23 protein-coding genes are annotated in these 26,358 nt (G+C 62.8%); 12 read left to right on the top strand and 11 right to left on the bottom strand.

Annotation, left to right across the window (positions count from 1 at the left end):
* Window positions 1–154: 154 nt before the first annotated feature.
* Window positions 155–1,378 carry a D-arabinono-1,4-lactone oxidase gene (locus RH857_RS03950; protein ID WP_310536676.1) on the top strand — a complete coding sequence of 408 codons (1,224 nt, stop codon included), beginning with the start codon at window positions 155–157 and terminating at the stop codon, window positions 1,376–1,378.
* Window positions 1,379–1,380: 2 nt separating this feature from the next.
* Window positions 1,381–1,821 (top strand): sensory rhodopsin transducer, encoded by a 441-nt coding sequence (locus RH857_RS03945; RefSeq protein ID WP_310536675.1) that lies wholly within the window; start codon window positions 1,381–1,383, stop codon window positions 1,819–1,821.
* Window positions 1,822–1,830: 9 nt separating this feature from the next.
* Here the strand turns inward: RH857_RS03945 and RH857_RS03940 are convergent, their stop codons facing one another.
* From RH857_RS03940 to RH857_RS03920, 5 genes are all read right to left on the bottom strand, one after another.
* Window positions 1,831–2,682: an NAD-dependent epimerase/dehydratase family protein gene (locus RH857_RS03940; protein WP_310536674.1), complete on the bottom strand. Its 852-nt coding sequence runs from the start codon at window positions 2,680–2,682 to the stop codon at window positions 1,831–1,833.
* Between the two features lie 144 nt (window positions 2,683–2,826).
* On the bottom strand, window positions 2,827–3,081 hold the full coding sequence (locus RH857_RS03935; protein WP_310536673.1) for a DUF7218 family protein: 255 nt from the start codon (window positions 3,079–3,081) through the stop codon (window positions 2,827–2,829).
* Between the two features lie 36 nt (window positions 3,082–3,117).
* Complete coding sequence (locus RH857_RS03930) at window positions 3,118–4,008, bottom strand: SDR family oxidoreductase (protein WP_310536672.1); 891 nt, start codon at window positions 4,006–4,008, stop codon at window positions 3,118–3,120.
* A 47-nt stretch (window positions 4,009–4,055) separates the two neighbouring features.
* On the bottom strand, window positions 4,056–5,255 hold the full coding sequence (locus RH857_RS03925) for an alcohol dehydrogenase catalytic domain-containing protein (RefSeq protein WP_310536671.1): 1,200 nt from the start codon (window positions 5,253–5,255) through the stop codon (window positions 4,056–4,058).
* A 157-nt stretch (window positions 5,256–5,412) separates the two neighbouring features.
* A complete protein-coding gene (locus tag RH857_RS03920) occupies window positions 5,413–5,886 on the bottom strand; it encodes a DUF3054 domain-containing protein (RefSeq protein ID WP_310536670.1) in 474 nt (157 codons plus the stop codon).
* A gap of 205 nt (window positions 5,887–6,091) precedes the next feature.
* Here RH857_RS03920 and RH857_RS03915 point away from each other — a divergent pair, with 205 nt between their 5' ends.
* The 4 genes from RH857_RS03915 (at window position 6,092) to RH857_RS03900 (ending at window position 9,306) form a co-directional block, all read left to right on the top strand.
* Window positions 6,092–6,997, top strand: coding sequence for a putative RNA methyltransferase (locus RH857_RS03915; protein ID WP_310536669.1), 906 nt, complete (start codon window positions 6,092–6,094; stop codon window positions 6,995–6,997).
* Between the two features lie 68 nt (window positions 6,998–7,065).
* Complete coding sequence (locus RH857_RS03910) at window positions 7,066–7,551, top strand: NfeD family protein (RefSeq protein WP_310536668.1); 486 nt, start codon at window positions 7,066–7,068, stop codon at window positions 7,549–7,551.
* A 52-nt stretch (window positions 7,552–7,603) separates the two neighbouring features.
* On the top strand, window positions 7,604–8,908 hold the full coding sequence (locus RH857_RS03905) for an SPFH domain-containing protein (protein ID WP_310536667.1): 1,305 nt from the start codon (window positions 7,604–7,606) through the stop codon (window positions 8,906–8,908).
* Between the two features lie 56 nt (window positions 8,909–8,964).
* A complete protein-coding gene (locus RH857_RS03900; protein ID WP_310536666.1) occupies window positions 8,965–9,306 on the top strand; it encodes an RNA polymerase-binding protein RbpA in 342 nt (113 codons plus the stop codon).
* A gap of 53 nt (window positions 9,307–9,359) precedes the next feature.
* On the opposite strand, the gene RH857_RS03895 is transcribed toward RH857_RS03900, so the two are convergent.
* From RH857_RS03895 to RH857_RS03885, 3 genes are read right to left on the bottom strand one after another with little or no spacing between them, the layout of a single operon-like run.
* Window positions 9,360–10,100 carry a polyprenol monophosphomannose synthase gene (locus RH857_RS03895; protein ID WP_310536665.1) on the bottom strand — a complete coding sequence of 247 codons (741 nt, stop codon included), beginning with the start codon at window positions 10,098–10,100 and terminating at the stop codon, window positions 9,360–9,362.
* A 31-nt stretch (window positions 10,101–10,131) separates the two neighbouring features.
* On the bottom strand, window positions 10,132–11,358 hold the full coding sequence (locus RH857_RS03890) for a hypothetical protein (protein WP_310536664.1): 1,227 nt from the start codon (window positions 11,356–11,358) through the stop codon (window positions 10,132–10,134).
* Window positions 11,345–14,317: a DEAD/DEAH box helicase gene (locus tag RH857_RS03885; protein WP_310536663.1), complete on the bottom strand. Its 2,973-nt coding sequence runs from the start codon at window positions 14,315–14,317 to the stop codon at window positions 11,345–11,347. Before RH857_RS03885 ends, RH857_RS03890 begins: the two co-directional genes overlap by 14 nt.
* Window positions 14,318–14,469: 152 nt before the next feature.
* Between RH857_RS03885 and RH857_RS03880 the strand changes: the two genes are divergently transcribed.
* Together RH857_RS03880 and gdhA are read left to right on the top strand one after the other, a co-directional pair.
* Window positions 14,470–15,717: an MFS transporter gene (locus RH857_RS03880; RefSeq protein WP_310536662.1), complete on the top strand. Its 1,248-nt coding sequence runs from the start codon at window positions 14,470–14,472 to the stop codon at window positions 15,715–15,717.
* 105 nt (window positions 15,718–15,822) lie between these two features.
* The gene (gdhA, locus tag RH857_RS03875) at window positions 15,823–17,181 is read left to right on the top strand and encodes an NADP-specific glutamate dehydrogenase (protein WP_310536661.1); all 1,359 of its coding nucleotides are present in this window, start codon (window positions 15,823–15,825) and stop codon (window positions 17,179–17,181) included.
* A gap of 46 nt (window positions 17,182–17,227) precedes the next feature.
* Here gdhA and RH857_RS03870 read toward each other — a convergent pair whose 3' ends face one another.
* Window positions 17,228–18,238 carry a LacI family DNA-binding transcriptional regulator gene (locus tag RH857_RS03870; protein ID WP_310536660.1) on the bottom strand — a complete coding sequence of 337 codons (1,011 nt, stop codon included), beginning with the start codon at window positions 18,236–18,238 and terminating at the stop codon, window positions 17,228–17,230.
* Between the two features lie 28 nt (window positions 18,239–18,266).
* Window positions 18,267–19,952, bottom strand: coding sequence for a glycoside hydrolase family 13 protein (locus tag RH857_RS03865; protein ID WP_310536659.1), 1,686 nt, complete (start codon window positions 19,950–19,952; stop codon window positions 18,267–18,269).
* A gap of 200 nt (window positions 19,953–20,152) precedes the next feature.
* Between RH857_RS03865 and RH857_RS03860 the strand changes: the two genes are divergently transcribed.
* The 4 genes from RH857_RS03860 to RH857_RS03845 all read left to right on the top strand — a co-directional run bounded on the left by RH857_RS03860 (window position 20,153) and on the right by RH857_RS03845 (window position 25,858).
* On the top strand, window positions 20,153–21,430 hold the full coding sequence (locus RH857_RS03860) for a sugar ABC transporter substrate-binding protein (protein ID WP_310536658.1): 1,278 nt from the start codon (window positions 20,153–20,155) through the stop codon (window positions 21,428–21,430).
* Between the two features lie 3 nt (window positions 21,431–21,433).
* Window positions 21,434–23,056, top strand: coding sequence for an ABC transporter permease subunit (locus RH857_RS03855; protein ID WP_310536657.1), 1,623 nt, complete (start codon window positions 21,434–21,436; stop codon window positions 23,054–23,056).
* A 1-nt stretch (window position 23,057) separates the two neighbouring features.
* On the top strand, window positions 23,058–23,939 hold the full coding sequence (locus RH857_RS03850; protein WP_310536656.1) for a sugar ABC transporter permease: 882 nt from the start codon (window positions 23,058–23,060) through the stop codon (window positions 23,937–23,939).
* A 92-nt stretch (window positions 23,940–24,031) separates the two neighbouring features.
* A complete protein-coding gene (locus RH857_RS03845; protein WP_310536655.1) occupies window positions 24,032–25,858 on the top strand; it encodes a glycoside hydrolase family 13 protein in 1,827 nt (608 codons plus the stop codon).
* Window positions 25,859–25,895: 37 nt separating this feature from the next.
* On the opposite strand, the gene RH857_RS03840 is transcribed toward RH857_RS03845, so the two are convergent.
* On the bottom strand, window positions 25,896–26,285 hold the full coding sequence (locus RH857_RS03840) for a DUF779 domain-containing protein (protein WP_310536654.1): 390 nt from the start codon (window positions 26,283–26,285) through the stop codon (window positions 25,896–25,898).
* Between the last annotated feature and the right edge of the window lie 73 nt (window positions 26,286–26,358).

The following is a 26,358-nucleotide window of genomic DNA, read 5'->3' as shown; positions in this document are numbered from 1 at the left end:
TCGCGGCAGAACCCCGCGCGACGGCGCCAGGTCACGGTCCATCACGAGGACCGGCACCTGGCGCCGTCGTCGTGTGCAGGGGTCTTTGAGCGGCCGTCCAGGTCAGAGCGAAAGACTGGCAGCGGACACGCACGCAACCATCAAGGGTTCCTATATGGCTGAGACGTTCACCAACTGGTCCGGAAGCATCGAATTCACGCCCACGGCCCGTGCGGCGCCCGGCAGCGCGGACGACATCGTGCAGCTCGTCGCTGAGGCCAGGCGCACGGGCGGCACGGTACGCCCGGTGGGATCGGGACACTCCTCGGTCCCCATCTTCAACACTCCGGACACCCTGGTGTCACTGGAGAACCTCACTGGTGTCCTCGATGCGGACGCTTCCGCTCGGCAGGCGCGGGTTCTGCCCGGAACTGGCCTACGGGATCTCGGCTCACAGCTAGCAGATCGCGGCTTGGCAATGGAGAACCTGGGCGACGTCGACTACCAGGCCATTGCAGGGGCCATCGCCACGGGCACCCACGGCTCAGGGGTGCGTCTGGGAAATCTCTCCTCCACCCTGGTGGGCGGCCAGCTCATCAACGGCCTGGGGGAGGAGGTTCCGTTCGGCGTCGATGCGGGCGAGGGCGAGGATCACGACCTGCTGCGGGCGGCCCAGGTCTCCCTGGGCACCCTAGGCATCATGACATCACTGACCCTGCGCCTGGAGGAGGCTTATGACCTCCATCGGCAGAACTACATCACCCACATCGACTGGGTGCTGGAGAACTTTGAAGCACTCATCGAGTCCAATCGGAGCGTGGACTTCTACTGGTATCCCCGCAGCGATCTGGCCCAGGTGCGCATGCTGAACAAGCCGGGAGACGAGCCTGACCTTAAGCCTCAGGGTGAGCTCAAGAAGGATGAGACGGGCCCCAATTACGAGATCATTCCCAACGACCGGGCGCTGCATTTCGAGGAGATGGAGTACATGCTGCCGCTGGACACCCAGCTGGAGGCGTTCCGGCAGGTCCGCGAGCGGGTTAAGGCCAAGCACCGAGCAAGAGTCGGATGGCGTGTTCTGGTACGCACCATCGCCCCGGACCACGCGCTGATCTCCAACGCAGAGGCCCGGTATCGCGACGGATCGCCGACCATGACGATTGCGCTGCTGCAGAACAACACTCTGCCCTATAAGCAGTATTTCGATGACCTGGAACCGCTCCTGCAGGAGTTCGATGGCCGGCCCCACTGGGGCAAGAAGCACACCATGACCGCCGAGCAGCTTGCGCCCCTGTACCCCGAATGGGAGACGTTCCAAAAGATCAGGCGGCAGATGGATCCCGACGGCATCTTCATGAACGACTACCTGCGCAGTCTTCTGGGAGAGGAAGGGAAGTAGAGATGGCACTGAAGGAGACCCTGAATCAGGTCAAGGAGACCGTCACGCAGGCGGCTCAGCAACTGCCGCCGGCGGGAGGGCCGCTGGGGCGCACCACCTGGGTGTTCTCTGCCGGATTCGCCCCGAGCCAGAGCACAGGCCATGAACCCGAGTTCACCTCGCGGAATACGCTGTGCCTTCTCAACACGGCCGATCAGCCCGCCTGTGTGAGGCTGACCGTGTTTCACGAACAGGCCGACCCAGTGGGCCCCTACGAGGTGCTCGTAGACCCCCGGCGGGTCAAGCACCAGCGCATCAACGATCTCATTGAGCCCGAAGCGGTGCCCCTGGATTCCCCCTATGGCCTGGTGCTTGAATCAGACATCCCCGTGGTAGCGCAGCTCTACTACCTGGACAGCCGTGGGGGAGAGCTTTCCGTCTCCCATCTGAATCCCGCCCCCTGAGCTGGATCCTCAGAGCGTACTGATGACGTGAGCGTAGCCCTCGCGGTAGGTGGGGTACATGAGTCCGCCCGCCCCCAGCAGGCGATGTACCAGGGACCCGTCAATCACCTTTCCGCGAGGGGAGCGGGTGTCCGCGCTGGGTCCAGCGTGAGGTGGTACTGGCACCCCCAGTGTCGAGGCGATGAAGCGAAGGACGTCACCTAGAGGCGCTGGCTGGCGGTCGACGACGTGGACCAGGGGTACGATCTGAGGCGTTTCCAGCAGGGCGACAGCGGCGCTGACCAGGTCATCTCGGTGGATTCGGTTGGTCATCAATGCATGGTCAGCCACCTCGGCGCGCTGCACTTTGCTGATGGTGCGGAGTCGCCCCGGGCCGTAGATGCCTGCTGGGCGCAGGATAGTCACCTGAGGGAAAAGGTCGCGGGCGTCCTCTTCGGCGGCTTTCAGCACCCGCGCGGTGCTGCGGGTCGGGACCGCGGGTGTCTGCTCTGTGACAGTCTCGCCGTGATAGTCGCCCAGGACGCTGGTTGATGAGACGAAGACGAGTCGTTCCGGGGGTTGGCGCAGGGTTCGTGCCAAGCCGCGCAGGGTTTGGCGGTAGGCCAGTTCATAGCCGTCGGCATCGGGCCGGTCCGCGGTCAAGGCGACGACGACGGCGTCGGCCTCTGGCAGGCGCCGGACCCCTGGATCGCTCAGGTCTACTGTCTGTACGGGGAAGGGGAGTGGCGAGCTGGGAGGACGGCGTTTGACCCCGGTGACCTGCCATCCCTGTCGGTGTAGTCGCAGGCCGATGTGTGCACCGAGATCACCGCATCCGGCCAGCAGCACGCGGGGCGCACGGGCCTCCGGGAATGGTGTCATGAAGGGCCTTCCTGACGAGTCGATTGCGATCTCTCACCTTAGCGGTGGGAACGCCCATTCGGGCTGGTGAGAGCACGAGCAGACGCGGTTACGCCGCCAGGCACCTTTTGGGCCTGACGGCGCAACCGCGTCTGACAATGGGACCTAATGGTTGCGAAGGGCTTGGATGAGCTCGTCCTTGGTCATGTCCGAATAGCCGGTGATGTCCAGCTCTTTGGCGCGTTCCTTGAGCTCGTCGACAGTGCGGTCCTCATAGTTCTCCGCATTGCCGCCCTTCTTGCCTTGGTTTTCACGGCCCTCCTTGGCGGCGGAGTTGGCGATGCGGGCAGCCTTCTCCTTGGAGTTGCCTTCGTCACGGAGCTTCTCGTAGAGCTCCTCGTCCTTGACGGAATTCGCCATGGCTATTCTCCTTAAGTCACCTGGTGCTGGGGTGCGTTAGAAGCCCTTGCCGCCGGTCACCGGAATGATGGACCCGGAGACGTATGATGCTTCCTCGCTGGCCAGGTACACGTATGCTCCTGCCAGCTCGGCCGGCTGACCTGGCCGGCCCAGGGGAGTGTCCTGGCCGAACTCCGGAACGTTGTCCTCGCCGAAGCCCGTAGCGGGAATCAGGGGAGTCCAGATCGGCCCCGGCGCCACACCGTTGACGCGAATGCCCTTCTCACCGAGGTCCATGGCGAGGGCCTCGATGAACGCCTTCTGCGCTGCCTTGGTCATTGCATAGTCGAACAGTGGAGGCTTCGGCTCGGTGGCCTGAATGGAGGTGGTGACGATGAGGGAGCCACCCTTGGGCAGGTGGGGCACTCCCTCCTTCGCGAAGGCGATATGAGCCACGAGGTTCGTATCGAAGACCTTCTTGACTTCGTCGATCGGCGTTTCGTCGATGCTCGTGCGGGCCCGCTGGTACGCCGCGTTGAGAATAAGCACGTCGAGTCCACCGAGATCATCCAGGGTGCTGCGGATAATGCGCTCTGCCGCACCTTCCTCACGGATGTCCTGGCCGTAGGTGGCAGCCTTCTGCCCGGCGTCACGAATTAGCTGCGCCGTGGCTTCAGCGTCTTCGGCCTCCTCGGGGAGGTGAACGATGGCGACGTCGGCGCCCTCCCGGGCGTAGGCGATGGCCACCGCACGTCCGATGCCGGAGTCGCCGCCGGTAATCAGGGCTTTCTTGCCCTTGAGGCGGCCGTGGCCCACATAAGACTCCTCGCCGTGGTCCGGCTTGGGGTGGGTTTCGCTCGTGAGGCCGGGCTGCCCTACGTCCTCGTGCTGGGGCAGCTCCTCATTCTGGTGCTTGTCGCGGGGATCTTGGGTTGTCTCTGTGGTCATCGTTCTCCTCAGTTGGGTGGTGATGAGCTCTGCGGACAAACGTGGGTTCAGGCCTGCGCTGGAGCCTGTGGGTCCAGCACCACCTTGATGCAGCCCTGCTCCTTCTTCTGGAACATCTCGTAGGCTGCCGGGGCGTCGGCGAGCGGCAGTCGGTGTGTCACGAAGTCATCGACGCCGAGGGGATCAGTGGGGTCTTCCACAAGCGGGAGGATGTCGTCGATCCAGCGCTTGACGTTTGCCTGGCCCATGGTGACGTTGATCTGCTTATCGAACAGCGTCAGCATGGGCAGGGGAGAGGCTTGCCCGCCGTAGACACCGCTGAGGGAGACCGTTCCCCCGCGGCGCACCAGTTCGATGGCCGTGTACAGGGCGCTCAGGCGGTCCATGCCAAAGTTGTTCATCATGGGCTGGCTGATCGCCTTGGGCAGGAACTGTGCGGTCAGCTGGGAGAACTTGGCCATCGCGCCCTGCATATCGCCGTGGGCCTCCATGCCCACGGCGTCGATGACGGCGTCAGGCCCTCGGCCCTCGGTGGCGTCCTTAATAGCCGCCACAGAATCCTCTCCGGGCTCGTAGACGAGAATGCCGTGCCTAGCGGCCATCTCACGGCGATCAGCCTCGGGCTCAATGGCGTAGACGGTCATGCCCAAATGCTTGGCGATACGAGCGCAGAACTGTCCGATGGGCCCCAGGCCCATCACAGCGACCGAATCGCCCTGCTCGACCTTGGCGTAGGCGACAGCCTGCCACGCCGTGGGCAGGACGTCAGAGAGGAAGAGGTAACGGTGGTCCGGCAGCTCCTCACCCACCTTGATGGGACCATAATCGGCGTGAGGGATCCGGAGGTACTCCGCCTGTCCGCCCGGCACAGAGCCGTAAAGCTGGGAATACCCGAAGAGTTGAGCGCCCATGCCGTGTTCCCGAACTTGGGTAGTCTCGCACTGGGTCTGCAGTCCCTTACTGCAGTAGTAGCAGCGGCCGCAGGCGATCTGGAAGGGGACCACTACGCGATCGCCAACGCTGAGACCAGAGGCGCTGCCGGCTTCCACCACCCGACCCATGGGTTCATGACCCACAATGTCGCCCTCGTTCATGAACGGGCCCAGCACCTCGTAGAGATGGAGGTCGGAACCGCAGATGGCGGTAGAGGTGACTTCGATGACGGCGTCGTTGTCCGCCTGCAGTGTGGGATCTGGAACGGTCTCCACGGAGATTTTTCGGGTGCCTTGCCAGGTTGCAGCTTTCACGGAGAGAGTGCTCCTTATGTCAGGATGTCAGGTTGGCGTCTCAGTGCTGATCAGAACGGGATCAGCTGATGGCACCACCGTAGCGACAGTGACCTTGGTATCTCCTGGACATGAGCCGAGGATTGGGTCAGAGTATGAGAAGCGGCATTTCTCCTGGTCAGAGCCGGGCGCGACGGGCGATGATGCCGCTCAGTAAGCGACGCCCGAGCAGCAGGACGCTCAGGACGAGTGTTGCGACCATGACAAAGGAGACCTGAACTCCGCCGTCGGTGAACGCAACTCGCAGAATCATGCCAAGCGCCACTGTTCCGACCACGGTGAACACGCCCTGAGGCCAGAGCGAGTGAGGGCGCAGGAAGGATCGCGTCAGGCACCAGCTGAGGGCAAGCCCCACCAAGAACGGCCAGGCGGTAGAGAGGACATCCGCCGGACTCAGCCCGGTCTCATGCGAACGGTTGCCCGCGGCGGCGAAGGACAGGACAAGGACCGCGTCCACAGCGAACAGTCCAAGAGTGAGACCCCAGCTGTGATGCTCCCGCAGTGCTCCACTGCGCCCAAGAGCCTTTGGAGCGTCCGCGGGTGATGAGCCATGGGAGGAGGGAGCAGCGGTGCGGATGGTGTCATCGGCCATAGACCCAGCGTAGTCCGTCTACTTCCGTCCATTAGTTGACATAATGTAGATTATCGGTCATTTACATCACGGTATTTCTCGTCCCTGACTCGGCCTGGGGCGATCAGGCGCGAGGCGGTGCAACCCCGCAGAGCCGCGGCCGCGATATCAGCCCACGCGGTGCGAGCAACAGCGCTGATCGGTGTGCTCTCGTAGGCTTACGTCAGTGAGCGAAATTCCCGAGCAACCCTCCGCATCGCAGCATCCGGTGCCGCTGAGATGCCCGCACTGTCGCCAGACGCTGCAGGCCATCTTTCACGAGGACGCAGTGCCGCCGCGCCTGCGAGGAGTGCGCTGCCCCGCTGGGCACCGCTTTGACGCGGCCCGGCAAGGTTATGTCAACTTGCTAGTCGGCAGGCCCAGTAAGTTCACTCCGGACACCGCCGAGATGATCATGGCCCGGGAACGCGTCCAGTCAGGCGGCGTGTTCAGCCCTCTGACCGCTGCGCTCCGAGGGCTCCTGGCAGGGACCGAGCCCGCAGTGTTCTTAGACTGCGGCGCGGGCACCGGATACTACCTCCACGACCTGCTCGCACAGCGCCCCGAGAGCCAGGGCATCGCCCTCGACCTCTCCCCTGCGGGGCTCAAACGAGCCGCTAAGCATCCCCGCAGCACGGCCCTGGCCTGGGATCTCTGGCAGCCCCTCCCCCTGGCGGACGATGGAGTCGACGTCCTGCTCAACGTCTTCGCTCCGCGCAATCCGGAAGAATACGCCAGGGTCCTTCGCCCGGGCGGGGTCGCCGTCGTCGTCATCCCTGGACCCGGCCATCTCGCTGAACTGGCCCAGCGGGGACTGCTGAAGCAACAGCAGGACAAGCGTGAGCAGGTTGTAGCGCAGATGCGTCCGCACTTCGGCCCTCCCGAGGAGAACGTCCACCTCCAACACACGCGTCCTGTCTCAGTTCAGGAGGCAGCGGACCTGATCTTCATGGGACCCGCCGGCCACCACGGGACGCTCGCGGCGATTCGCGAGGAGATCGACTCCCACGAAGAGCTCACCCAGGTCAGCCTGGAGCTAGACATCCTGCTCTGGCGTAAGCAGCCCCTGGGCGAACATCCGCCAAATGGATAGGGTGGGTAGCAGGCCCAACGCCGCATGGACGCGGTGTACCCCACAGCGGCAGCAAGGAGGCAAGAGGCATGATCGAGTGGTTCGGTGAGAATCTGTGGGCCGCGTGGCTCTCGTTGGCCTTTGTCCTGCTAGTCCTGGAGGTCCTGATGCTGGACCTGCTGTTCCTGATGCTGGCTGCCGGGGCGATCGCAGCATTCACAGTGTCCCTGGCCGGCGGAGAAGCCTGGCTCCAGGTCGTCATCGGTTCCGTCACCGCGCTGCTGATGCTCGGCGCTGTCCGTCCGCTGGCGCTGAAGCACCTGCGGAAGGGCCCGGCTGATCAGCTGACCAACATCGCTCGCATGACCGGCGCTGAAGCCGAGGTTCTGGAAACGGTCACCGCCCATTCGGGTCTCGCTGAAGTCGATGGTGACACCTGGACCGCCCGTGCTGCCGGCGAATTCCGACTTGAGCCGGGCATGACCGCGGTGGTGCAGTCGGTGGACGGAGCCACCGTCTACCTCAAGCCCGCCCCCAGCATCGCGTGGGACGATCCGCAGACACGCGAAGCCTGATCAATGAGCAGAAAAGATATGCATCAAGCCCCTAGTGCAGGAACGGATAGCAATGCCTGATATCGCCGTAATAGTGGTCCTGCTGGCGCTGGTGGCCTTCGTGGTCGCCATCATCGCAAGCTGCGTGAAAATCATCCCCCAGGCGCGCGCCGGTATTGTCGAGCGCCTCGGCAAGTACCACAAGACCCTCGGCCCAGGTCTGACCCTGCTGGTCCCCTTCATCGACAAGTTGCGTCCGCTGCTGGACATGCGTGAGCAGGTGGTGAGCTTTCCCCCGCAGCCGGTCATCACCGAGGACAACCTCGTGGTCTCCATCGACACCGTGGTGTACTTCCAGATCACGGATCCAAAGGACGCCACGTACGAGATCCAGAACTACATCGTGGCCGTGGAGCAGCTGACCACCACGACTCTGCGCAACGTCGTCGGCGGTATGAACCTTGAGGAGGCCCTGACCTCCCGCGACCAGATCAACTCCATGCTGCGCGGCGAGCTGGACAAGGTCACCGGCCGCTGGGGAATCCGCGTCGCCCGCGTGGAGCTCAAGGCTATTGATCCGCCCCACAGCATCCAGGACTCCATGGAGCAGCAGATGCGCGCCGAGCGCAATCGGCGTGCGGCCATTCTGACCGCTGAGGGAAATAAGCAGTCTGCGATCCTCAACGCTGAGGGCGACCGGCAGGCCGCCATCCTGAAGGCCGAGGGTGAGGCGCAGTCCCGCATCCTCGCGGCCAACGCAGAGGCGCAGGCCATCGAGACGGTCTTCAACGCCGTCCACGCTTCGGAGCCGAGCCCCGAGCTGCTCTCCTACCAGTACCTGCAGACGCTGCCAGAAATGGCCAAGAGCGAGTCCAACACCATGTTCGTCATCCCCGGCGAGTTCGGCGAGGCGCTCAAGAGCCTCTCGGGCGCATTCGCGGCCGACGGAGGCTCAGACTCCAACGGGCTCTCTTTTGAGGAGCGGGAGAAGGCGCGGGAAGCCCGCGCCGAGAGGCTGCGCCAGCGCCGCGAGGCCGACGCCGAGGGCACCGGAGCCAAGGGCAAACCGGGGATCTCCGACGCGATCGCCAACTTGGCGGAGTCGGCCCGTTCACGTTCGGTGACCGACGATAACTCCCACTACCTGAGCTCCCAGGAGCTCGAGGCCGAGGCCCGCAAGGCCGAGCACGGCAACGCCGCACCGTCCCGCGGGAGTGCACCGGTGCCGGGTCTTGAAGAGGAGTCCAGCGCCGAGGCGCTCAAGCGGGTGGCGGAGTCCGCTCCCCCAGAGGCTGACACCTCACTGAACCCCAACGATCCGCCGCATCCTCAGGACGGTCCCGACCAGCAGGGCACGGAGAACCGGAATAACCAGTAGGCTGGTGCGGTTGAAGATTGGGAATACGACTGTCCCCTGGCTCTTAAGGAGAACCGATGAGCGATCGCAGCCTGCGCGGAATGCGCCTGGGCGCCCAGTCCATGGAGACCGAACAGGGCGTGGAGCCTGCGCCGCGCCAGGACGTGGAGTACGTCTGCGAGGATGGCGAGAAGATCACCGTGACCTTCGCCGCCGATGCTGAGATTCCGCCGACCTGGACCGCGCCGTCCGGCAAGGTCGGGGTGCTGGCCGAGGGCGACAAGCCCGAGGAGGAGCCGGAGAAGCCGGCTCGTACTCACTGGGACATGCTGCTGGAGCGCCGCTCCATGGAAGAGCTGGAGGATATCCTCCAGGATCGCCTGAAGATTCTGCGCGAACGCCGCGGCGAGAAGGTCTGAGCGAGGCTTCCCTCCCCCTGCCTTCCCGCCAGCAGCAGATCCGCGTCTTCGCCCTACGGGGTGAAGACGCGGATTTTCTGTGTGAGCGTCTCGGCCCGTGCGGCAAGTCCCCACTTGGTGACGTTTGCCACGGCCTCCAGGACGATGCCGCCGTTCATCTTGGACTCCCCCAGCGTGCGTTCCACGAACGTAATGGGAACCTCAGTAATGACTTTGCCCTGACGGGCCACCCGGAAGGTCATATCCACCTGGAACCCGTAACCTACGGATTCGATGGAGCTCAGGTCGATGTCTTCCAGGGTGGAGCGGCGGAAGACGCGGAACCCGGCGGTGATGTCCCGGACCTTGAGCCCCAGCATGGTGCGTGAATAGAAGCTGCCGGTGCGCGAGATGACCTCCCGGTGCAACGGCCAGTTCACCACCGAGCCGCCGGGGACCCAGCGCGAGCCGATTACCAGGTCTGACTCATCGAGCCGGGACAGCAGGTCCGGCAGCTGCTCCGGCTGGTGGGATCCGTCAGCGTCCAGCTCAACGAACGCGTCATAGTCGCGAGCAAGTCCCCATTGGAAGCCCGCGATGTATGCTCCGCCCAGCCCGTTTTTCTGCGTGCGGTGGAGCACGTGGATCATCTCATCTGCGGCGCTCATCTCATCCGCCAAGTCCCCGGTGCCGTCGGGGCTGTTGTCATCGACGATCAGCACCTCGGACTCGGGTACTGCTGCGCGCAGTCGGTCCACGGTCGTGGGGAGCGCGTCAATCTCGTTGTATGTGGGGATGACGGTGAGGATCTTCATGCACACCACATTACCCGCTCATCTGGGCGGATTATCGGGATCCGGCAATGACGGTGCTCACGATTCTTGGCAGCCGATCCTGCTCCTCCGGCGTGTTCAGATAGGGCAGCAGCGGGGTCCGTGCGCGGGTGTCCGTGCTCCAGGCCGCAGCGGTGGAATGAGGCGCCTGGACGGCCAGGGACTCCACCTGCCAGACCACGTAGGTGGCAGGTGACCCCAGGTTCAGCGCACCGGGCTGAGCTTGGGCCGCGTGCGGCAGTGCCGTGGTTCCGGAGGCGCCCTGCGGCAACGACCGGTAGGCCCCGCGGGTCTGTGCGTTGAAGCCGGCACGCCCCGAGACTGGATCAGTCTCAGCGTGCACGTGCTGGGAGATCAGAAGCCAGGGGTTCTGCCCCTGGGGCGGTGCTGCCGAGGTGGGAACCCCCACGCTGAGCGCCGTGGCCAGATGGCCTGGCCCGCTCAGGAGCACATGGGCGCCCGTATTGAGCAGAGCCTCCCACTGATCACGCTCGGCTGTGTCGAATCCCATGAGCACGGTGGGGGTCTCCGGCCTGGGGGTCTGCTTGAGCTCTCGCAGGTGCTTGGTGGTGGTCACCATCGCGTCCACCGTGTCAGCAGCTGCCACATCCCCCACCGCCAGAATCAGCTGGTGCCCGGCCTCCGCCGCCCAGGACCTCACACCCAACAGGTTCGGCAGAACCTCGGATAGATGTAACAGCGCAGCCGCGGGAAGTCCAGCGGCTTCCTGGGCGGGCACCAGCAGATCCAGCAGTTGGTTCACGGGGGCGATGGAGGGCGCTCCGCCGTCTGCCTGCACACCAGCCAGCTCCACCACCGGATAGGCGGTCACGGGGTGGGCCGCCGCGGCGTGAAAAGCCCGCGTCAGCGCCGCTGTTACCGCGCCGGACCCGCGGGCTGCGAGGTCCTCCACGCTGATCTGCAGACTCAGTCGCACGACAGCGTAGCCCTGCTCCTGTGCTTCATCCAGTAGTGCGGCAATGTCAGCGGAGTCACCATGCCCCAGAGGCATGGACGTGAAACCGACGAACGCGGGCGCGACCAGGGCACGGTCCAGGTCCTCGCGAATGAGGCCGGAAGCATCCATCCGTTCCGCAGTCTCGTCCGACCCCAGCCACGCGATCTGTCCGTCCTCCACCAGCATGGCCTCGGCATAGGGCTCCGCGGTGGAGTGGATGGTGCCGTTGACTAGCAGTCGGGGCGCGTGCCGATCGGCGGACGGGGTGCTACTCAGTGTCAATCTCTTCCTCCGTTGAAAGGGCGTCCTCTACGGACTGATACGCGACCGAGGAGTAGGCAACCACTCCCCTGGCGATGAGGTCCACTGCCTCTTGGCAGCGGGAGGCGAGCTTCGACGTCGTCGCGGGGACCTTCGAGAGCTGGTCCAGGACGTCGATGCACTGCTTGGCCCAGCGAACGAAGTCGCCTGCGGCCAATGGGGACTCCTCGAGGGCAGAGCGCAGGCTGGCACCCTGGGCCCAGTGGTACATGGGCAGACTCAGGCCGAGCTCGGGAGCGTCGGTGGGCTCCAGATGGTGCCGCTTCTCCAGGGCTTCAAGTTCGGCATGAACTTCAAGGGCGGAGCGTACGGCCTGGCTGAGCTTCTTGGTCGGCATGTAAGGCACGGTGCCCTCATCCTCGCGCTTGGCCTGGTAGACCAGGAGCGTGGCGAAGGCCGCTAACTCTTGCGAGTTCAGCTGGCTGAGGATGCCACGGTCCACGAGCAGCTCGGTGAACAGGTCACGTTCGCCGTAGATCCGCCGCAGGCGCTGGCCCCGCTCGGTGACCAAGAACTCCTCAGAGTGAAACTCCTCCGGCAGCGGGTCTGTGGTGGGAACCCGTTCGCCATCAGCCGCCTGGAGATGGCCCAGGTCAAAGAGGACGCCGCAGACGCGGTCAAAGGTCTTGGCGATGGAGCCGGTGCGCCGGTCGATCTTGGCCTTGAGCTGGTCCGTCTCACGTTTGAGCTTCCACCAGCGCTCAGCCCAGCGTGCATGCTCCTCGCGCTCCGAGCAGGAATGGCAGGGATGCTTCTTCAACGCGGTCTGCAGGTCCTCGACCTGCTGCTCGCCATCGGTCGGCTCGGCGAAGCCGAAGCCTGGCTGCGGCGCGTTCTTGCGCGGGGGCACCCGGTCGTGGAGCGCGGCTCTCATAGCCGAGGCGAGGTCTCGACGAATCTTAGGGACCTTGACCTGAGGTTTGCGTGGCAACCGGACAGTGGAGATCACCTCCGGAGGCTGAGAGAAATCCTCCACGGTGAGATTGCGCAGCTTGCCGTCAGCTGTGATGACCCCGGGCCGCGGATCATGTTCGGGTGCCGAATGAACGACCAGGCACTCCCCTAGTCGGCGTTTGCCACCTACCTCAATGACATCTCCAGGCTCCAGCGAACTGAGCACCCTGACGATCTCGCGGCGGCGCTGTCGGTTGCGCGCCTTGGCCTGGTCCTTCTGTTGCTCGTTCAGGGCCCGGCGCAGTTCCGCGTACTCTCGGAAGTCGCCCAGATGGCAGGCCATGGACTGCTCGTATCCGATGAGTGAAGACTCGCGCTTGGCAACGTCGCGGGCCAGGCCCACCACGGCTCTGTCAGCTTGAAACTGAGCAAAGGATGACTCGAGAATGGTCCGTGCCCGACGCCGCCCGAACTGAGCGGTCAGGTTGACTGCCATGTTGTAGCTGGGGCTGAAGCTGGAATTCAGCGGATAGGTGCGCTTGGACGCCAGACCCGCCACCTGTCGTGGATCCATACCGGGCTGCCAGACCACGACGGCGTGACCTTCCACATCGATACCTCGTCGTCCCGCCCGCCCGGTGAGCTGGGTGTATTCGCCCGGGGTGATGTCCTCATGAGTTTCGCCGTTGAACTTATCGAGTTTCTCCAGCACTACTGTGCGCGCAGGCATGTTGATGCCGAGGGCCAAGGTCTCAGTGGCGAATACCACCTTCAGCAGGCCCTCTGCATAGAGGTTCTCTACCAGTTCCTTGAAAGGCGGGAGCATTCCGGCGTGGTGGGCGGCAATGCCGTTGATCAGAGCTTCCCGCAAACTGTCGAAGCCGAGTACAGAAAGATCTTCAGCTGGCAGCTCCCAGCCCATTTCCTCAACCCGAGACGCGATTTCCGCGGCCTCTTCTTTGGAGGTCAGCTGGATTCCGGCATGCAGACACTGCTCCACCGCTGCCTCGCAGCCGGCGCGGGAGAAGATGAAGCTGATGCAGGGCAAGAGACCCTGACGATCAAGAGCTCTGATCATGCGTGGCCGATGCAGTCGGGGTCCGCCAGCAGGAGATCCAGAAATCTTGGAGACATCCTTGCCGCTGGTGCTGAGCTCACGTCTAGGTCCGCCGGGGCGGCCATAGCCGTGGCGGCCCCGGCCTCTACCGCGATGACCCCCACTTCGCCGTGAAGGCGGGGATTGTGAGAACGCCACGGCACGCTGCAGCTCCGGATTCACCAATTGGCCACCGGATGCGTCGTCGTTCTCCTCGGTGATGACGAAGAGGTCATAGATCTGGTGATCCACCAGCATGTGCTGCCAGAGCGGCACTGGACGGTGCTCTGAGACCACCACGGCCGTCTCGCCACGTACTGTGTCCAGCCAGGCGCCGAACTCTTCTGCGTTGGACACTGTTGCCGAAAGCGCCGCCACCTGAACGCTCTCGGGCAGGTGGATGATGACTTCCTCCCACACTGCACCGCGGAAGCGGTCGGCTAGATAGTGGACCTCATCCATGACCACGAACTTCAGGTCGTCCAAGGTTGAGGAGGACTGATACAGCATATTGCGCAGCACCTCGGTGGTCATGACCACAACCTGGGCCTCGGAGTTGATTGAGGTATCACCGGTGAGCAGCCCCACCCGGTCAGCACCGTAATCGGCCACCAGCTCCTGGTACTTCTGATTCGAAAGGGCCTTAATGGGCGTGGTATAGAAGGCTTTCTTGCCCTGGGTGAGGGCGAGATGGACGGCGAACTCACCGACGATCGTCTTACCGGCACCGGTAGGAGCAGCTACCAGGACAGCACGGCCAGCTTCCAGGTGCCGACAGGCCTCCAGCTGGAAGTCATCGAGGTCAAAAGCCTGCTCGGCACGAAACGCAGCCAGTTCGGTCTTGGCTTCTGCGGCCCGCCGGCGTGACTGGGCATAACGCTGTGCCGGTGATAGGCACTCATCAGAGGATCGATCAGCCGGTGAACTCATAGCCTCCACCCTATCGGTCCGTACTGCACAGACTCTGTTCACCTCGCATCCTGCATCGAGGTAATCAACAGCCGCGACAACGCCGCCGTGCCGAGCATCTGTGAGCGCGGGACTAGTTGCCCGCTGCAACAACAAGAGTAGGCTTGCGCTCTGTGAGCACCCCGGCCTCCCGCGAACCGATGTTCCCCTTCCGCACCGTAGTGCTTGGCGCGCTGATACCGGCTTTCATCTTCAGCACCGGCATCGGTGCCATGATCCCGGTGCTGGTCTCATTTTCCGTAGAACGCGGAGCAACTATTGCTCTAGCGGGTGTGATCGCGGCGATGCTTCCCATCGGGCAGATCGTCGCTGACCTACCTGCGGGGGCGCTAGCTTCGAGAATCGGGGACCGGCGGGCCATGCTGATCGCGGGAGCCTTCGCGGCCGCGGGGTTTCTGGCCGCCGGTTTTGCGCCGTCGCTGTTGACTCTCGGTGCCGCGATCTTCTTGGTGGGAGCGGCCAACGCAGTTTTCCATCTCGCCCGGCACTCCTACCTCACAGAAGTCACCAATCCCCTGCAGCGCGCGCGGGTTCTCTCTACGCTCGGCGGAGTACACCGGATCGGTCAGTTCGCCGGCCCCTTTCTCGGTGCAGCCCTGACCCTTGGTGGCGATCTGCGCTGGGTCTTCGCCCTGGCGGCAGTCACCTCCCTGGCCGCCGTCGCTACGGTGTTCACAGCGCGGGCGGCGAAAGGTGAGGATGATCCGGACCAGCGGACGCACAGGGCTGGCACTCCCCCAGTGCGGCTGAAACAGGTGCTGCGCGACTACCGGCATCTCTTGCTGACACTGGGCATGTGCGGAATGTTTGTGGGTGCCATCCGCGGGGCGAAGCAGCAGGTTCTGCCCCTCTGGGGTGAGCACATCGGACTGGATCCGACCACGATTTCGCTGATCTATGGCATCTCCAGCGGCATCGATATGCTGCTGTTCTACCCGGCCGGAAAAGTCATGGACAGCTTCGGCAGACTCTGGGTAGGAGTTCCGGCCATGCTCGCACTGGGGGCCGCGATAGCTATGGTCCCGCTCAGCAGTACAGCGGCGCAATTGGCAGTAGCAGGCATCTTCACTGGCTTCGCCAATGGCATGGGATCCGGCATTATGATGACCATCTCCTCTGATATCGCCCCTGCTGAGGCCCGGCCCCAGTTCTTAGGCGCCTGGCGGGTACTGACCGATATCGGCATAGGCCTGGGACCGCTGACACTGGCAGCCGGCGCGGCTCTAGGCTCGCTGGCCATCGGTGTGCTGATAGCTGCCAGCTATGGCCCGATGGGCGCGGCAATTATGCAGCGCTGGCTGCCGCGGTATTCAGATCACGCCAACCGGTCCACGCGGCGTCGAGCCGGCATCACCCGCTAAAGGATTCCGTTGGGCCGAGTCTCAGCATGTGACACGCGGCGCCGACCAAGGGCAGCCGCCGGATAGCATGTTCCGCAATGCGGAAACGCCTTTGAGAGGAATTGTGTGAGCCCTAGCAGTCAGCGGATCGAGAAGGTCTACGAACAGGTCATCAGCCGAAATCCCGGCGAGATTGAGTTTCACCAGGCGGTTCGGGAAGTTTTCGACTCCCTTCCTCAAGTCCTCTCCCGGCACCCTCAGTATGTGGAAGCGTCCATTCTGGAGCGCATCTGCGAGCCCGAACGGCAGATCATCTTCCGAGTCCCTTGGACTGATGATGAGGGCAATGTGCATATCAACCGCGGCTTTCGAGTTCAGTACAACTCTGCACTGGGTCCGTATAAGGGCGGTCTGCGTTTCCATCCCAGCGTGCTGCTGGGGACAGTGAAGTTCTTGGGCTTCGAGCAGATCTTCAAGAACGCCCTCACCGGACTCCCCATCGGCGGAGGAAAGGGCGGCAGTGATTTCGATCCCAAAGGCCGCAGCGACGCTGAGATCATGCGATTCTGCCAGTCCTTCATGACTGAGGCTTATCGTCACCTCGGCGACCGCGTCGATGTTCCAGCCGGAGACATCGGCGTGGGCGGACGCGAGATCGGTTACCTCTTTGGCCAGTACAAACGCATCACCAACAGGTATGAATCCGGTGTCCTGACCGGTAAGGGCATCAGTTGGGGCGGCTCTCTGGTACGCACGGAAGCCACCGGCTACGGCACGGTCTTCTTCACCCAGCACATGCTGGCCACGCGCGGACGCTCATTCGACGGCGCCAAGGTGCTGGTCTCAGGCTCAGGCAATGTCGCCATCTACGCCATCGAGAAGGTCACCGAACTCGGCGGCACCGTAGTGGGCGCATCAGACTCCTCCGGCAGCATCTACGATCCAGACGGAATCGACCTTCAGCTGCTGCGCCAGATCAAGGAGGTCCGCCGTGGCCGTATCAGCGAGTACGCTCAGGAACGCGACCGGGCAGAGTACATCGGCGGTGCCCCGGTCTGGGCGGTGGCCGAGAAGACACCCGTGGATGTGGCCTTGCCCTGCGCCACTCAGAATGAACTTGATGAGCACGACGCCGCACTGCTCATCGCCGCGGGAGTACAGGCCGTAGCTGAAGGCGCGAATATGCCGACCACGCCTGAGGCCATCCGTGCCCTTCGCGATGCCGGTGTTCTCTTCGGCCCCGGCAAAGCAGCCAATGCCGGCGGTGTAGCCACCTCAGCATTGGAGATGCAGCAGAACGCCACGCGGGACTCATGGAGCTTCGAATACACCGAGCGGCGCCTGGCAGAGATTATGGAGAACATCCATACGCGCTGTGCTGAAACCGCAGAAGAGTACGGGGTACCCGGAGACTACGTCTCGGGGGCTAATATCGCCGGCTTCACCCAGGTGGCCGATGCCATGATCGCCCAAGGCGTGATCTAAGGCTAATGGCGTAGGGACCAGGGAAAGCCTTGGCAGGCACCTCGGCCTATCCGTCAATCAACGGTGCTGCGCTGCTGCCGCGGACTACCAGCTCATAAGACAGGGTGGGCTGGCCGTCATGTTCGCCATCAACCTGACGCAGAATACGTTCTGCCGCCCGTCGGCCCTGATCGGCTGGCTTCTGATCCACTGTGGTCAGCGTGAATAACGCTCCGAGTTCGTGGCCGTCCACGCCCACCACAGATAGCTGCTGCGGAACTCCCAGTCCCAGGTCCCGGGCTGCCAGGATGGCGCCGATGGCCATCTCATCCGAAGCCGCGACTATACCGGTCAGACTGTGCCCGGGAGTGCCCAGCAGCTGCTTGGCGGCCTCGTATCCGCCTTCGATGGTGAAGTCTGCCGCCCGCACCCGTGCCGCATCCGGGTCCGCATCCCAGGCTTCTAACGCTTGGTTGAACCCTTCGCGACGGCGCGTGGGAACGTGAAAATCAACATCAAAGGCCTGGTCGCCGCCGATGTACCCCAGCCGCCGGTGTCCTAACTGCAAGAGGTGTTCAGCAGCTAACCGGGTGACCGCACGGTCATCGATGGCCATTCCAGGAATGCCGCGCTGGGACCCGCCGATGATGATCACCGGCAGATCAAGCTGCTCCAGCTGCTCGGCCTCCCAATCGTCGAGTTCCAGGGCTATCACAATGACGCCGTCAACCCGACGTCGCCGCAGGAATGCCTGGAAGATCTCGCGGCGCAACTTGGGGTCCGCCGTCACGTTGTACAGCGTGAGGTCATAGCCGGAGCGGGTCAGCGTGTCTGAGATGCCAGTCAGCACACTATTGAAGAACCATCGGTGCAGATCGGGGGTAATCACCCCGATACTGCGGCTGCGACCTGAAGCAAGACTGGATGCGGCGGAGGAGACGACGTAGCCCAGCTGCTCGGCAGCAGCCAGAACCTTCTCTCGGGCTACAGCTGAGACCTGACCTCGACCACTTAGTGCCCGAGAGGCCGTGGCGGAGGACACACCGGCTGTTCGGGCGACTTCGTGGAGGCTGACCATTGGGCGCCGCTCCTCCGCTCGCCTGTCACTAATGAGTAATCTCTTTCAACCATACTGTGACGTCACGGGGCACTGTTCGATTCTCAATCGGCGTACTGGTGGCTAGGACCTCGTGCCCGTCAGGAAGAGTGACGTCTGTACCGCTGATATTTGCCACCACCAGCACACCCGAGTTCTTAAACGCCAGAACACCGCTGCCGAACTCCGGCGCCCATTCAAGCGTGCCGCTGCCCAGGTCGGCCTCGCGGCGCAACTGCAGGAGCCGGCGGTAGAGATTCAGTGTAGACCCTGGCTGCTGAGCCTGGACTGACCGGGCTAGAGGCGCCCAGCGCTTTGGCTGCGGAAGCCAGGACTCGCCGGTGTGGCTGAAGCCAAACGCTGGCGCGGAATCTTCCCAGGGCAGCGGCACCCGGCAGCCGTCACGTCCGTAGCGTTCCCCCTGCGTGCGGAACCAGGTGGGATCCTGACGCGCCTCCCCCGGCAGATCATGGACCTCATCGAGCCCGAGCTCCTCACCCTGGTAGAGGTAGGAGGAACCTGGCAGAGCCAGCATCAAGGTGGTGGCAGCCCGGGCCCGGCGTACCCCGTCCTCATACTCTGGAATCCCGGGGAAGTCTGGGCCGATGCCTGTGCCCTGGGGATTCTCGCCGGTCAGTGAAAGCCGGGTGGCGTGGCGTACGACGTCGTGATTGGAAAGTACCCAGGTGCTGGGCGCGCTCACGCCGCTGAATGCGGCCAGGGATCGGTCAATAATGTCTCGCAGTTCGGCCTCATCCCAGGAGGCCATGAGGTATTCGAAATTGAAGGTCTGGTGCATCTCGTCTGGGCGCACCCACAGCGCCATCTTCTCCACTGAGGAGACCCATGCCTCTCCGCACAACGCCCGGTCGCCGTCATATTCACTCAGAATGCGATGCCAATCCCGGTAGATCTCATGGACACCGTCCTGCTCGAAGTAGGGAGCCGGAGTCTCCTCCCCGCCCATGGATGCCGCATCAGGTGACGGGGTATAGTCCGGCAGCGCCGAATCCTTGACCAGACCATGGGCGACATCAACGCGGAAACCGTCCACGCCGCGGTCCAGCCAGAAGCGCAGGATTCGGCGGAACTCTTCTTTGACCTCCTCGTTATCCCAGTCGAAGTCGGGCTGGCTGGAATCGAAGAGGTGGAGGTACCACTGGCCGGGAACGCCATCAGGGTCGGTGACACGAGTCCAGGCGGGGCCTCCGAAGATGGACTGCCAGTTATTCGGAGGCAGCTCGCCGTTCTCGCCCCGGCCGTCACGGAAGATGTAGCGGGCACGCTCGCGGCTGCCCGGTGCTGAGGCCAGCGCCTGCTGGAACCAAAGGTGCTGGTCCGAGGAATGGTTGGGGACAAGGTCCACGATGACACGGATGCCGCGTTCATGGGCGGCTCGCAGCATGTCGTCGAAGTCCTCCAGAGTGCCAAAGAGCGGGTCTACATCGCAGTAGTCCGCCACGTCATAGCCAGCATCCTTTTGCGGGGAGGTCATAAAGGGGCTCAGCCACATGGCATCGATGCCCAGTTCAGCCAGTGAGTCCAGGCGGGAGGTGATGCCGGGCAGGTCCCCGATGCCGTCACCGTTGGAGTCGGCGAAGGAGCGCGGATAGATCTGATAGATGACGGCACTGCGCCACCACTCATGACCGACTGCCGCGGGCGTTGCGTGATCCACATCATGTTCGAGCGTCATGCCACCACTGTAGCTGCAAGCGCTTCCACTGACCAGCGCACTTCCGGCGACGTGGGGCGCCTGCGGTTTTGCTGCAGCAGCAGAAATGACCCCTCGGCATAACGAGAGTTGCATACGTCACACTCTGCGTCCATACTGGAAGCGCTTGCAGTCAGCTGGCACGACTGCGCACCTTACGACTCAACGAAGAGAGGCACATCATGAGGGCTACATTCTCAGCACCTATCCGCCTGGGTGCCCTGCTCGGCGCCGGCGCTTTCGCCCTGACCGCCTGTGGCGGCTCCGGCAGTGAAGAACCCAGCGGATCCCCCGCCCCGGAGCAGAACGGTGAATCCTCCAATGCGGCCCCGGAAGCCGCTGGCGAACTGACAGTTTGGGTAGACGCCGACCGCGCCGATGTTCTTGCAGATGCTGCGGAGGACTTTGAGGCCGATACCGGGATCGCAGTCAATCTGGTCCAGCAGGATTTCGGTGAGATCCGCGACCAGTTCGTTTCTCAGGTCCCCACAGGTGAGGGGCCGGACATCGCAGTCGGTGCCCATGACTGGCTGGGCGTCTTGGTGACCAACGGTGTGGTCGCGCCCGTAGAACTCGGAGATAGTGCCAATGACTTTGAGCAGGTCACTGTGGATGCCTGGTCCTATGACGGTCAGACCTACGGTGTGCCCTACTCGATCGAGAACATTGCTCTGCTGCGCAATACCGAACTAGCACCTGAGGCCCCTGAGACTTTCGATGAAATGATCGAGATGGGAGAAGCCTCCGGCGCCACATACCCCTTCCTGGTTGGCCTTGATCCTCAGAACGCAGACCCCTACCACCTGTACCCCTTCCAGATGTCCTTCGGAGCACCAGTCTTTGGCACCAATGAGGACGGCTCCTACAACCCCGAGGACCTGCAGATCGGGAATGAAGGCGGCCAGGAGTTCGCCCAGTGGTTGGCCGAGCAGGGTGAAGCTGGAGTGCTGAACACTAATATCGATGGCGACCTGGCACTGGAGAACTTCAACTCCGGTGACTCGCCGTTCTATCTGACCGGTCCGTGGAACGTTCCAGCCGCCCAGGAGAACGGCATCGACGTTGCTGTTGATCCCATCCCGGCTCCCGGGGACAGCCCGGCACAGCCCTTCGTCGGAGTCCAGGGCTTCTTCCTCTCCGCCCAGAGCGAGAACGTGGTAGCGGCGACGAACTTCCTGATCAACTACATCGGTTCCCCTGAGGTGCAGACCGCACTCTATGAGGTGGGTGGTCGCGCACCGGCCTTGACCGAGTCCTTCGACGCAGCCCTCGCTGACGATGAAATCGTTGCCGGCTTCGGTGCCGTAGGCGCAGATGCCGTCCCGATGCCTTCCATTCCGGAAATGGGAGCCGTGTGGGATTTCTGGGGAGCAACTCAGACTGCCATCATCAACGGTGAAGGCGATCCGGTTGAACTCTGGGACCGCATGGCAGAGGACATTGAAGGAGCGCTTGACTAAGCCATGACTGAACCGACCACCACCTCGGACCCCCGGCCGCCGGCAGCAAGCCGGAAAAACCGACGACGACACCAGGCCGCCCGCATTGTCGACGGCACCACAGGCTGGAAGCTGATGCTCTTGAAGATCATCGTGCTGAGCATCCTGTGCGCTACAGCGGTCTATGCCGCCCTGGTGCTGTTCATGAACGATCGCTGGCTCATCGGGTCCCTGGTGGTGGTCGGCGCTGCAGCGCTGACCTGGATATATCTGCAGCGTGGAGCGCTTCCTGCGAAGTATCTGGCACCAGGTCTGGTTTTTCTGCTGATCTTCCAGATCTTTGTCGTTCTCTACTCCGGATATGTGGCCTTCACCAACTACGGAACCGGTCATAACAGCACTAAGGATCATGCGATCCAGGCAATTTTGCTGCAGACACAGGACCGAGTACCTGACTCCCCCACCTATCCCTTGACAGTGACCGAGTCCGACGGCGAGATCCACTTCGCCATCATCAATGACAACGGTGAAGTTCTCATCGGTGCTGAAGAACAGCCCCTGGAACCGGCGGAGGGGGCCGTCGTCGACAATGGCACTATCACCGCGATTGAAGGACATCACGTCCTCAGCTTCGCTGACCTGCTGAACCGCCAGCAGGAGATCACCAACTTGGCCGTACCGCTGGAGGAGGACCTCAACGCCGGCTACCTCCGCACCCAGGATGGCCAGCGCGCCTACCTCTATACCTCCCGCTACGTGTATGACGAGAACGCCGATACGCTCACCAACTCCGAGACCGGTACCGTGTACCGAGATACCGGCGAAGGCGCTTTCATTGCAGAGGACGGCGAGAAGCTGATGCCGGGGTGGAGGGTCAACGTAGGCTTCGACAACTTCGTGCGGGCCGTGACAGAAGAGTCCATCCGTGGACCGCTCATCTACGTCACGCTCTGGACCTTCGCCTTCGCTCTGCTGTCCGTAGCGACGACTTTTATCCTGGGTCTGTTCCTGGCGATCGTCTTCAATGACCGAAAAATGGTGTCCCGTAAGTATTACCGACTGGTGATGATCCTCCCCTACGCCTTCCCGGGGTTTCTTTCTGCCCTGGTATGGGCGGGGATGATGAACCAGGAGTTCGGATTCATCAATAACGTCCTCTTCGGCGGAGCAGCAATTCCCTGGTTGACCGATCCGTGGCTTGCCAAGCTCAGCATTCTGATAGTGAATCTTTGGTTGGGCTTCCCATATATGTTCTTGGTCTGTACCGGTGCCCTGCAAGCGATCCCCGATGAACTCACCGAGGCGGCCCAGGTGGACGGCGCCAAGCCGTTCCAGGCTTTCCGGATGATCAAACTTCCTCTGCTGCTGACAGCTATCGCTCCGCTGCTGATCTCCTCCTTCGCCTTCAACTTCAACAACTTCAATCTGATCTACATGCTCACCGGCGGCGGTCCGCGCGATGTCAGCGCAGGTGTCAATGTGGGGTCCACCGACATACTGATCTCGATGGTCTACAAGGTCGCTTTCGTCGGTGCGCGGGCGGACTACGGCCTCGCCAGCGCATTCTCCATTCTGATCTTCATCATTGTGGGAACTATCTCGATAATGGCGTTCCGCAAGACCAAGGCCCTTGAGGAGCTGAATTGATATGGCAGAGACGCTCACCCATCATCGGCGCCCAATGCGCCGCTGGTTCCGGGAAACCGGATGGAGGCATCTTGTCGGGGCGGCCGTGGTGCTGTTCTCCGTGTTCCCGCTGATCTACGTGTTCTCAGCGTCGCTGAACCCAGCCGGTACGCTCATCACCGCGAACAGACTCTTCGCCACGGTGAGCCTGGACAGCTACATCGACTTGTTCAACCGACCGCAGCAGCCCTATGCCGCCTGGTTTGTTAATACCCTGGTCATCGGCCTCAGCGCCTCAGCCGGATCTGTGCTGCTAGGAGCGCTGGCGGCTTACGCCTTCTCCCGGATGCGTTTCACCGGACGCCGCGTCGGACTGATCACTCTGGTGCTGGTGCAGATGTTTCCCCAGCTGCTGGCGATGGTCGCGATCTACCTGCTGATGCTCGGTATCGGCGAGATCTTCCCAGCCATCGGCCTCAACAGCCAGGCAGGGCTGGTCATGGTCTACCTGGGCGGTGCTCTGGGTGTGAACACCTATCTGATGTATGGGTTCTTCAATACCGTCCCACAGTCCATCGATGAAGCAGCGTGGATCGACGGCGCCGGTCACGCCCGCATCTTCTTCACCATCATCCTGCCACTGGTCTCCCCCATTCTCGCGGTGGTCGCGCTGCTGTCCCTAGTGGGTACCCTCAGCGAGTTCGTCATCGCCTCGGTACTGCTGCGCGACCCGCACAAACAGACTCTTGCGGTGGGCCTCTACCAGTTCATCTCCCAGGAAACCTCGCAGAACTGGTCGGTCTTTGCAGCCGGTGCTGTTCTCGCGGCCATCATTCCGGTAGCGCTGTTCCTGCTGCTTCAGCGCTATATTGTCTCCGGCCTCGTGGCAGGAAGTGTGAAATGACCCCTCAGCCGTTGCCCCATCACGATGGTTCACCGCTCCACGTCTCCACTGCGCATCCAACGCTGGGTGAAACCGTTACCCTGCGCCTACGTGTGCCGCAGCAGTACCCGAAGTTACGCAACGTCATGGTCAGGTCCAATCCCGATCATGAGCCGCACTGGGATACTGCCACCGACCTAGGTATCCACAACGGCTGGCGTTGGTGGCAGGCGCAGGTCAAGGTGGCCAATCCGCGCCACGGCTACCGGTGGCTGCTGATACACGATGAAGACACGCTAGGAGGTTCGGCCCCAACTATTGAATGGCTGAATCAGTCTGGTATTCACTCCGGCGAAGTGCTCGATGCCGAAGACTTCGCGCTGCTGGCCTATCCGGCACCGCCGCTCTGGCTTTATGACGGGGTGATGTATCAGATCTTTCCGGACAGATTCGCCCGTTCTGCTGGTGCCGACTCACGCGAGATCCCGGACTGGGCGGAGCCAGCTGATTGGGCTGATCCGGTCAACCCGGTGATGCCCTCCCGGGTATGTCAGTTCTACGGAGGTGACCTCGACGGCGTCGTCGAGCACCTTGATCACCTCCAGCAGCTGGGTATCAACATTCTCTACCTGACCCCGTTCTTCCCGGGTGCGTCCAATCACCGTTATGACGCGTCGAGCTTTGAACAGGTGGATCCGTTGCTCGGCGGCGATGAGGCGCTGATCAGGCTGACCGATGCAGCTCATCAGCGAGGCATGAAGGTGATCGGAGACCTCACCACCAATCATTCCGGTGATCGCCATGAGTGGTTCCAGCGAGCACTTGCGGAGCCAGATTCAGATGAGCGCGGCTTCTACTATTTCACCGACGACGGCGACTACGAGTCTTGGCTGGGAGCAGCCAGCTTGCCGAAGTTTGACTGGTCCTCGCAGAAGCTGCGCAGGGCTTTCATTGAAGGTCCCGATTCAGTAGTGGCTAAGTGGCTGAAGCCGCCGTTCAACCTGGACGGCTGGCGGATCGATGTGGCCAACATGACCGGTCGCCTTCGTGATGTAGACCTCAACGCCGAGGTCAGGCAGATCCTGCGTCGCACCATGGAGGAGGTCAAGCCGGACTCCATCCTCTTGGCTGAGTCCACCAATGATGCCGCCAGCGACCTCACGGGGGATGCTTGGCACGGAGCTATGACCTATCCCTCCTTCACCCGACCGCTGTGGGCTTGGCTGGCAGAGCCCACAGGTCAGTCCTATACCACCGCCCAGGGCAGTCAGGAATCCGAGCCATGGTTCTTCGGCCAACCTCTCGGCGGCATTCCCCGTGGAGACGCCCACTCCTTCCGCGAGGCTGTGGAGCGGTTCAACGCAGTGATCCCCTGGCGGATTCGACTGGGCAATATGCATCCGCTGGACACTCACGACACCGCCCGATTCGCCACCCACGCCACCGGTGAGCGGGTAGCGGTGGCAGTGGGACTCCAGCACTCGCTGCCGGGCCTGCCAACCCTCTTCGCGGGTGACGAATTCGGACTCACCGGCGAAGACGGCGAGATCAGCCGCACACCTATCCCTTGGTCCTCGAGCCACCAGCCAGAGGTTGCCGAGCGACTTCGTCTCTACCGGGAGTTCATAGGGCTGCGCCATCAGCACCCGGTGCTCTCTACCGGTGCGATGCGGTGGCTCTTCAGCGATGCGGACACGATTGTCTTTATCCGTGAATCCGAGCAGGAGTCCTTGCTGGTTTTCGCATCCACCTCACCGGATGAGCAGACCACAAGCCTGCCGGTAGACCTGGTGTGTTCAAGTCCGCTGAACCCAGCTGTCGATGTGCAGAAGCTCTATGGCGCAGTGGAATTGCGCGTCGAGGATGACCACCTCCTGCTGCGTAGCGGCGGAGTCCGGTTCGGCATGTGGCAGCTGCCCGGGGTGAAAGTTCCCCGGTAACGATGACTGCAGTCCCTGGAGCGTTGTGGGTCGACCATCAGCCGCTGCGCACTGGTTCCAGCGACTGAGTCTCCTCGTCAGCGAAAAGCCGCGAACGGATGATGAACCGATGTCCGCTAGGCCCTTCGATGCTGAAACCAGCACCTCGTCCTACCGTCACGTCGACGGTGATATGCGTATGGGACCAGTACTCGAACTGTGCTCTGGAGATCCACACCGGCACAGGCTCAGGGGTGCCCGGGGTGAGCTCACCGAGCAGAACATCTGCAGAGCCGGTCAGGAATGGTCCCTGGGTGTAGCACATGGGGGCCGAGCCATCGCAGCATCCTCCGGACTGGTGGAACATCAGCGGCTTACCGTGCTCTTGGCGCAAGCTGCGCAGAAGCGCAGCGGCTTCTTCCGTGATCGATACTCGCTCCGCCCCCATGACTTGCCTCCATTGGAATCGGTGATTTCAGACCTGTGACCTCAGTCCACCAGTGGTGGCCCGACTAAGGCAT

Origin of the sequence: Nesterenkonia flava (assembly GCF_031432335.1) — a bacterium.
In the GTDB taxonomy this organism is placed as follows: domain Bacteria; phylum Actinomycetota; class Actinomycetes; order Actinomycetales; family Micrococcaceae; genus Nesterenkonia; species Nesterenkonia flava.
This window is presented reverse-complemented; position numbering and strand designations above follow the sequence as displayed.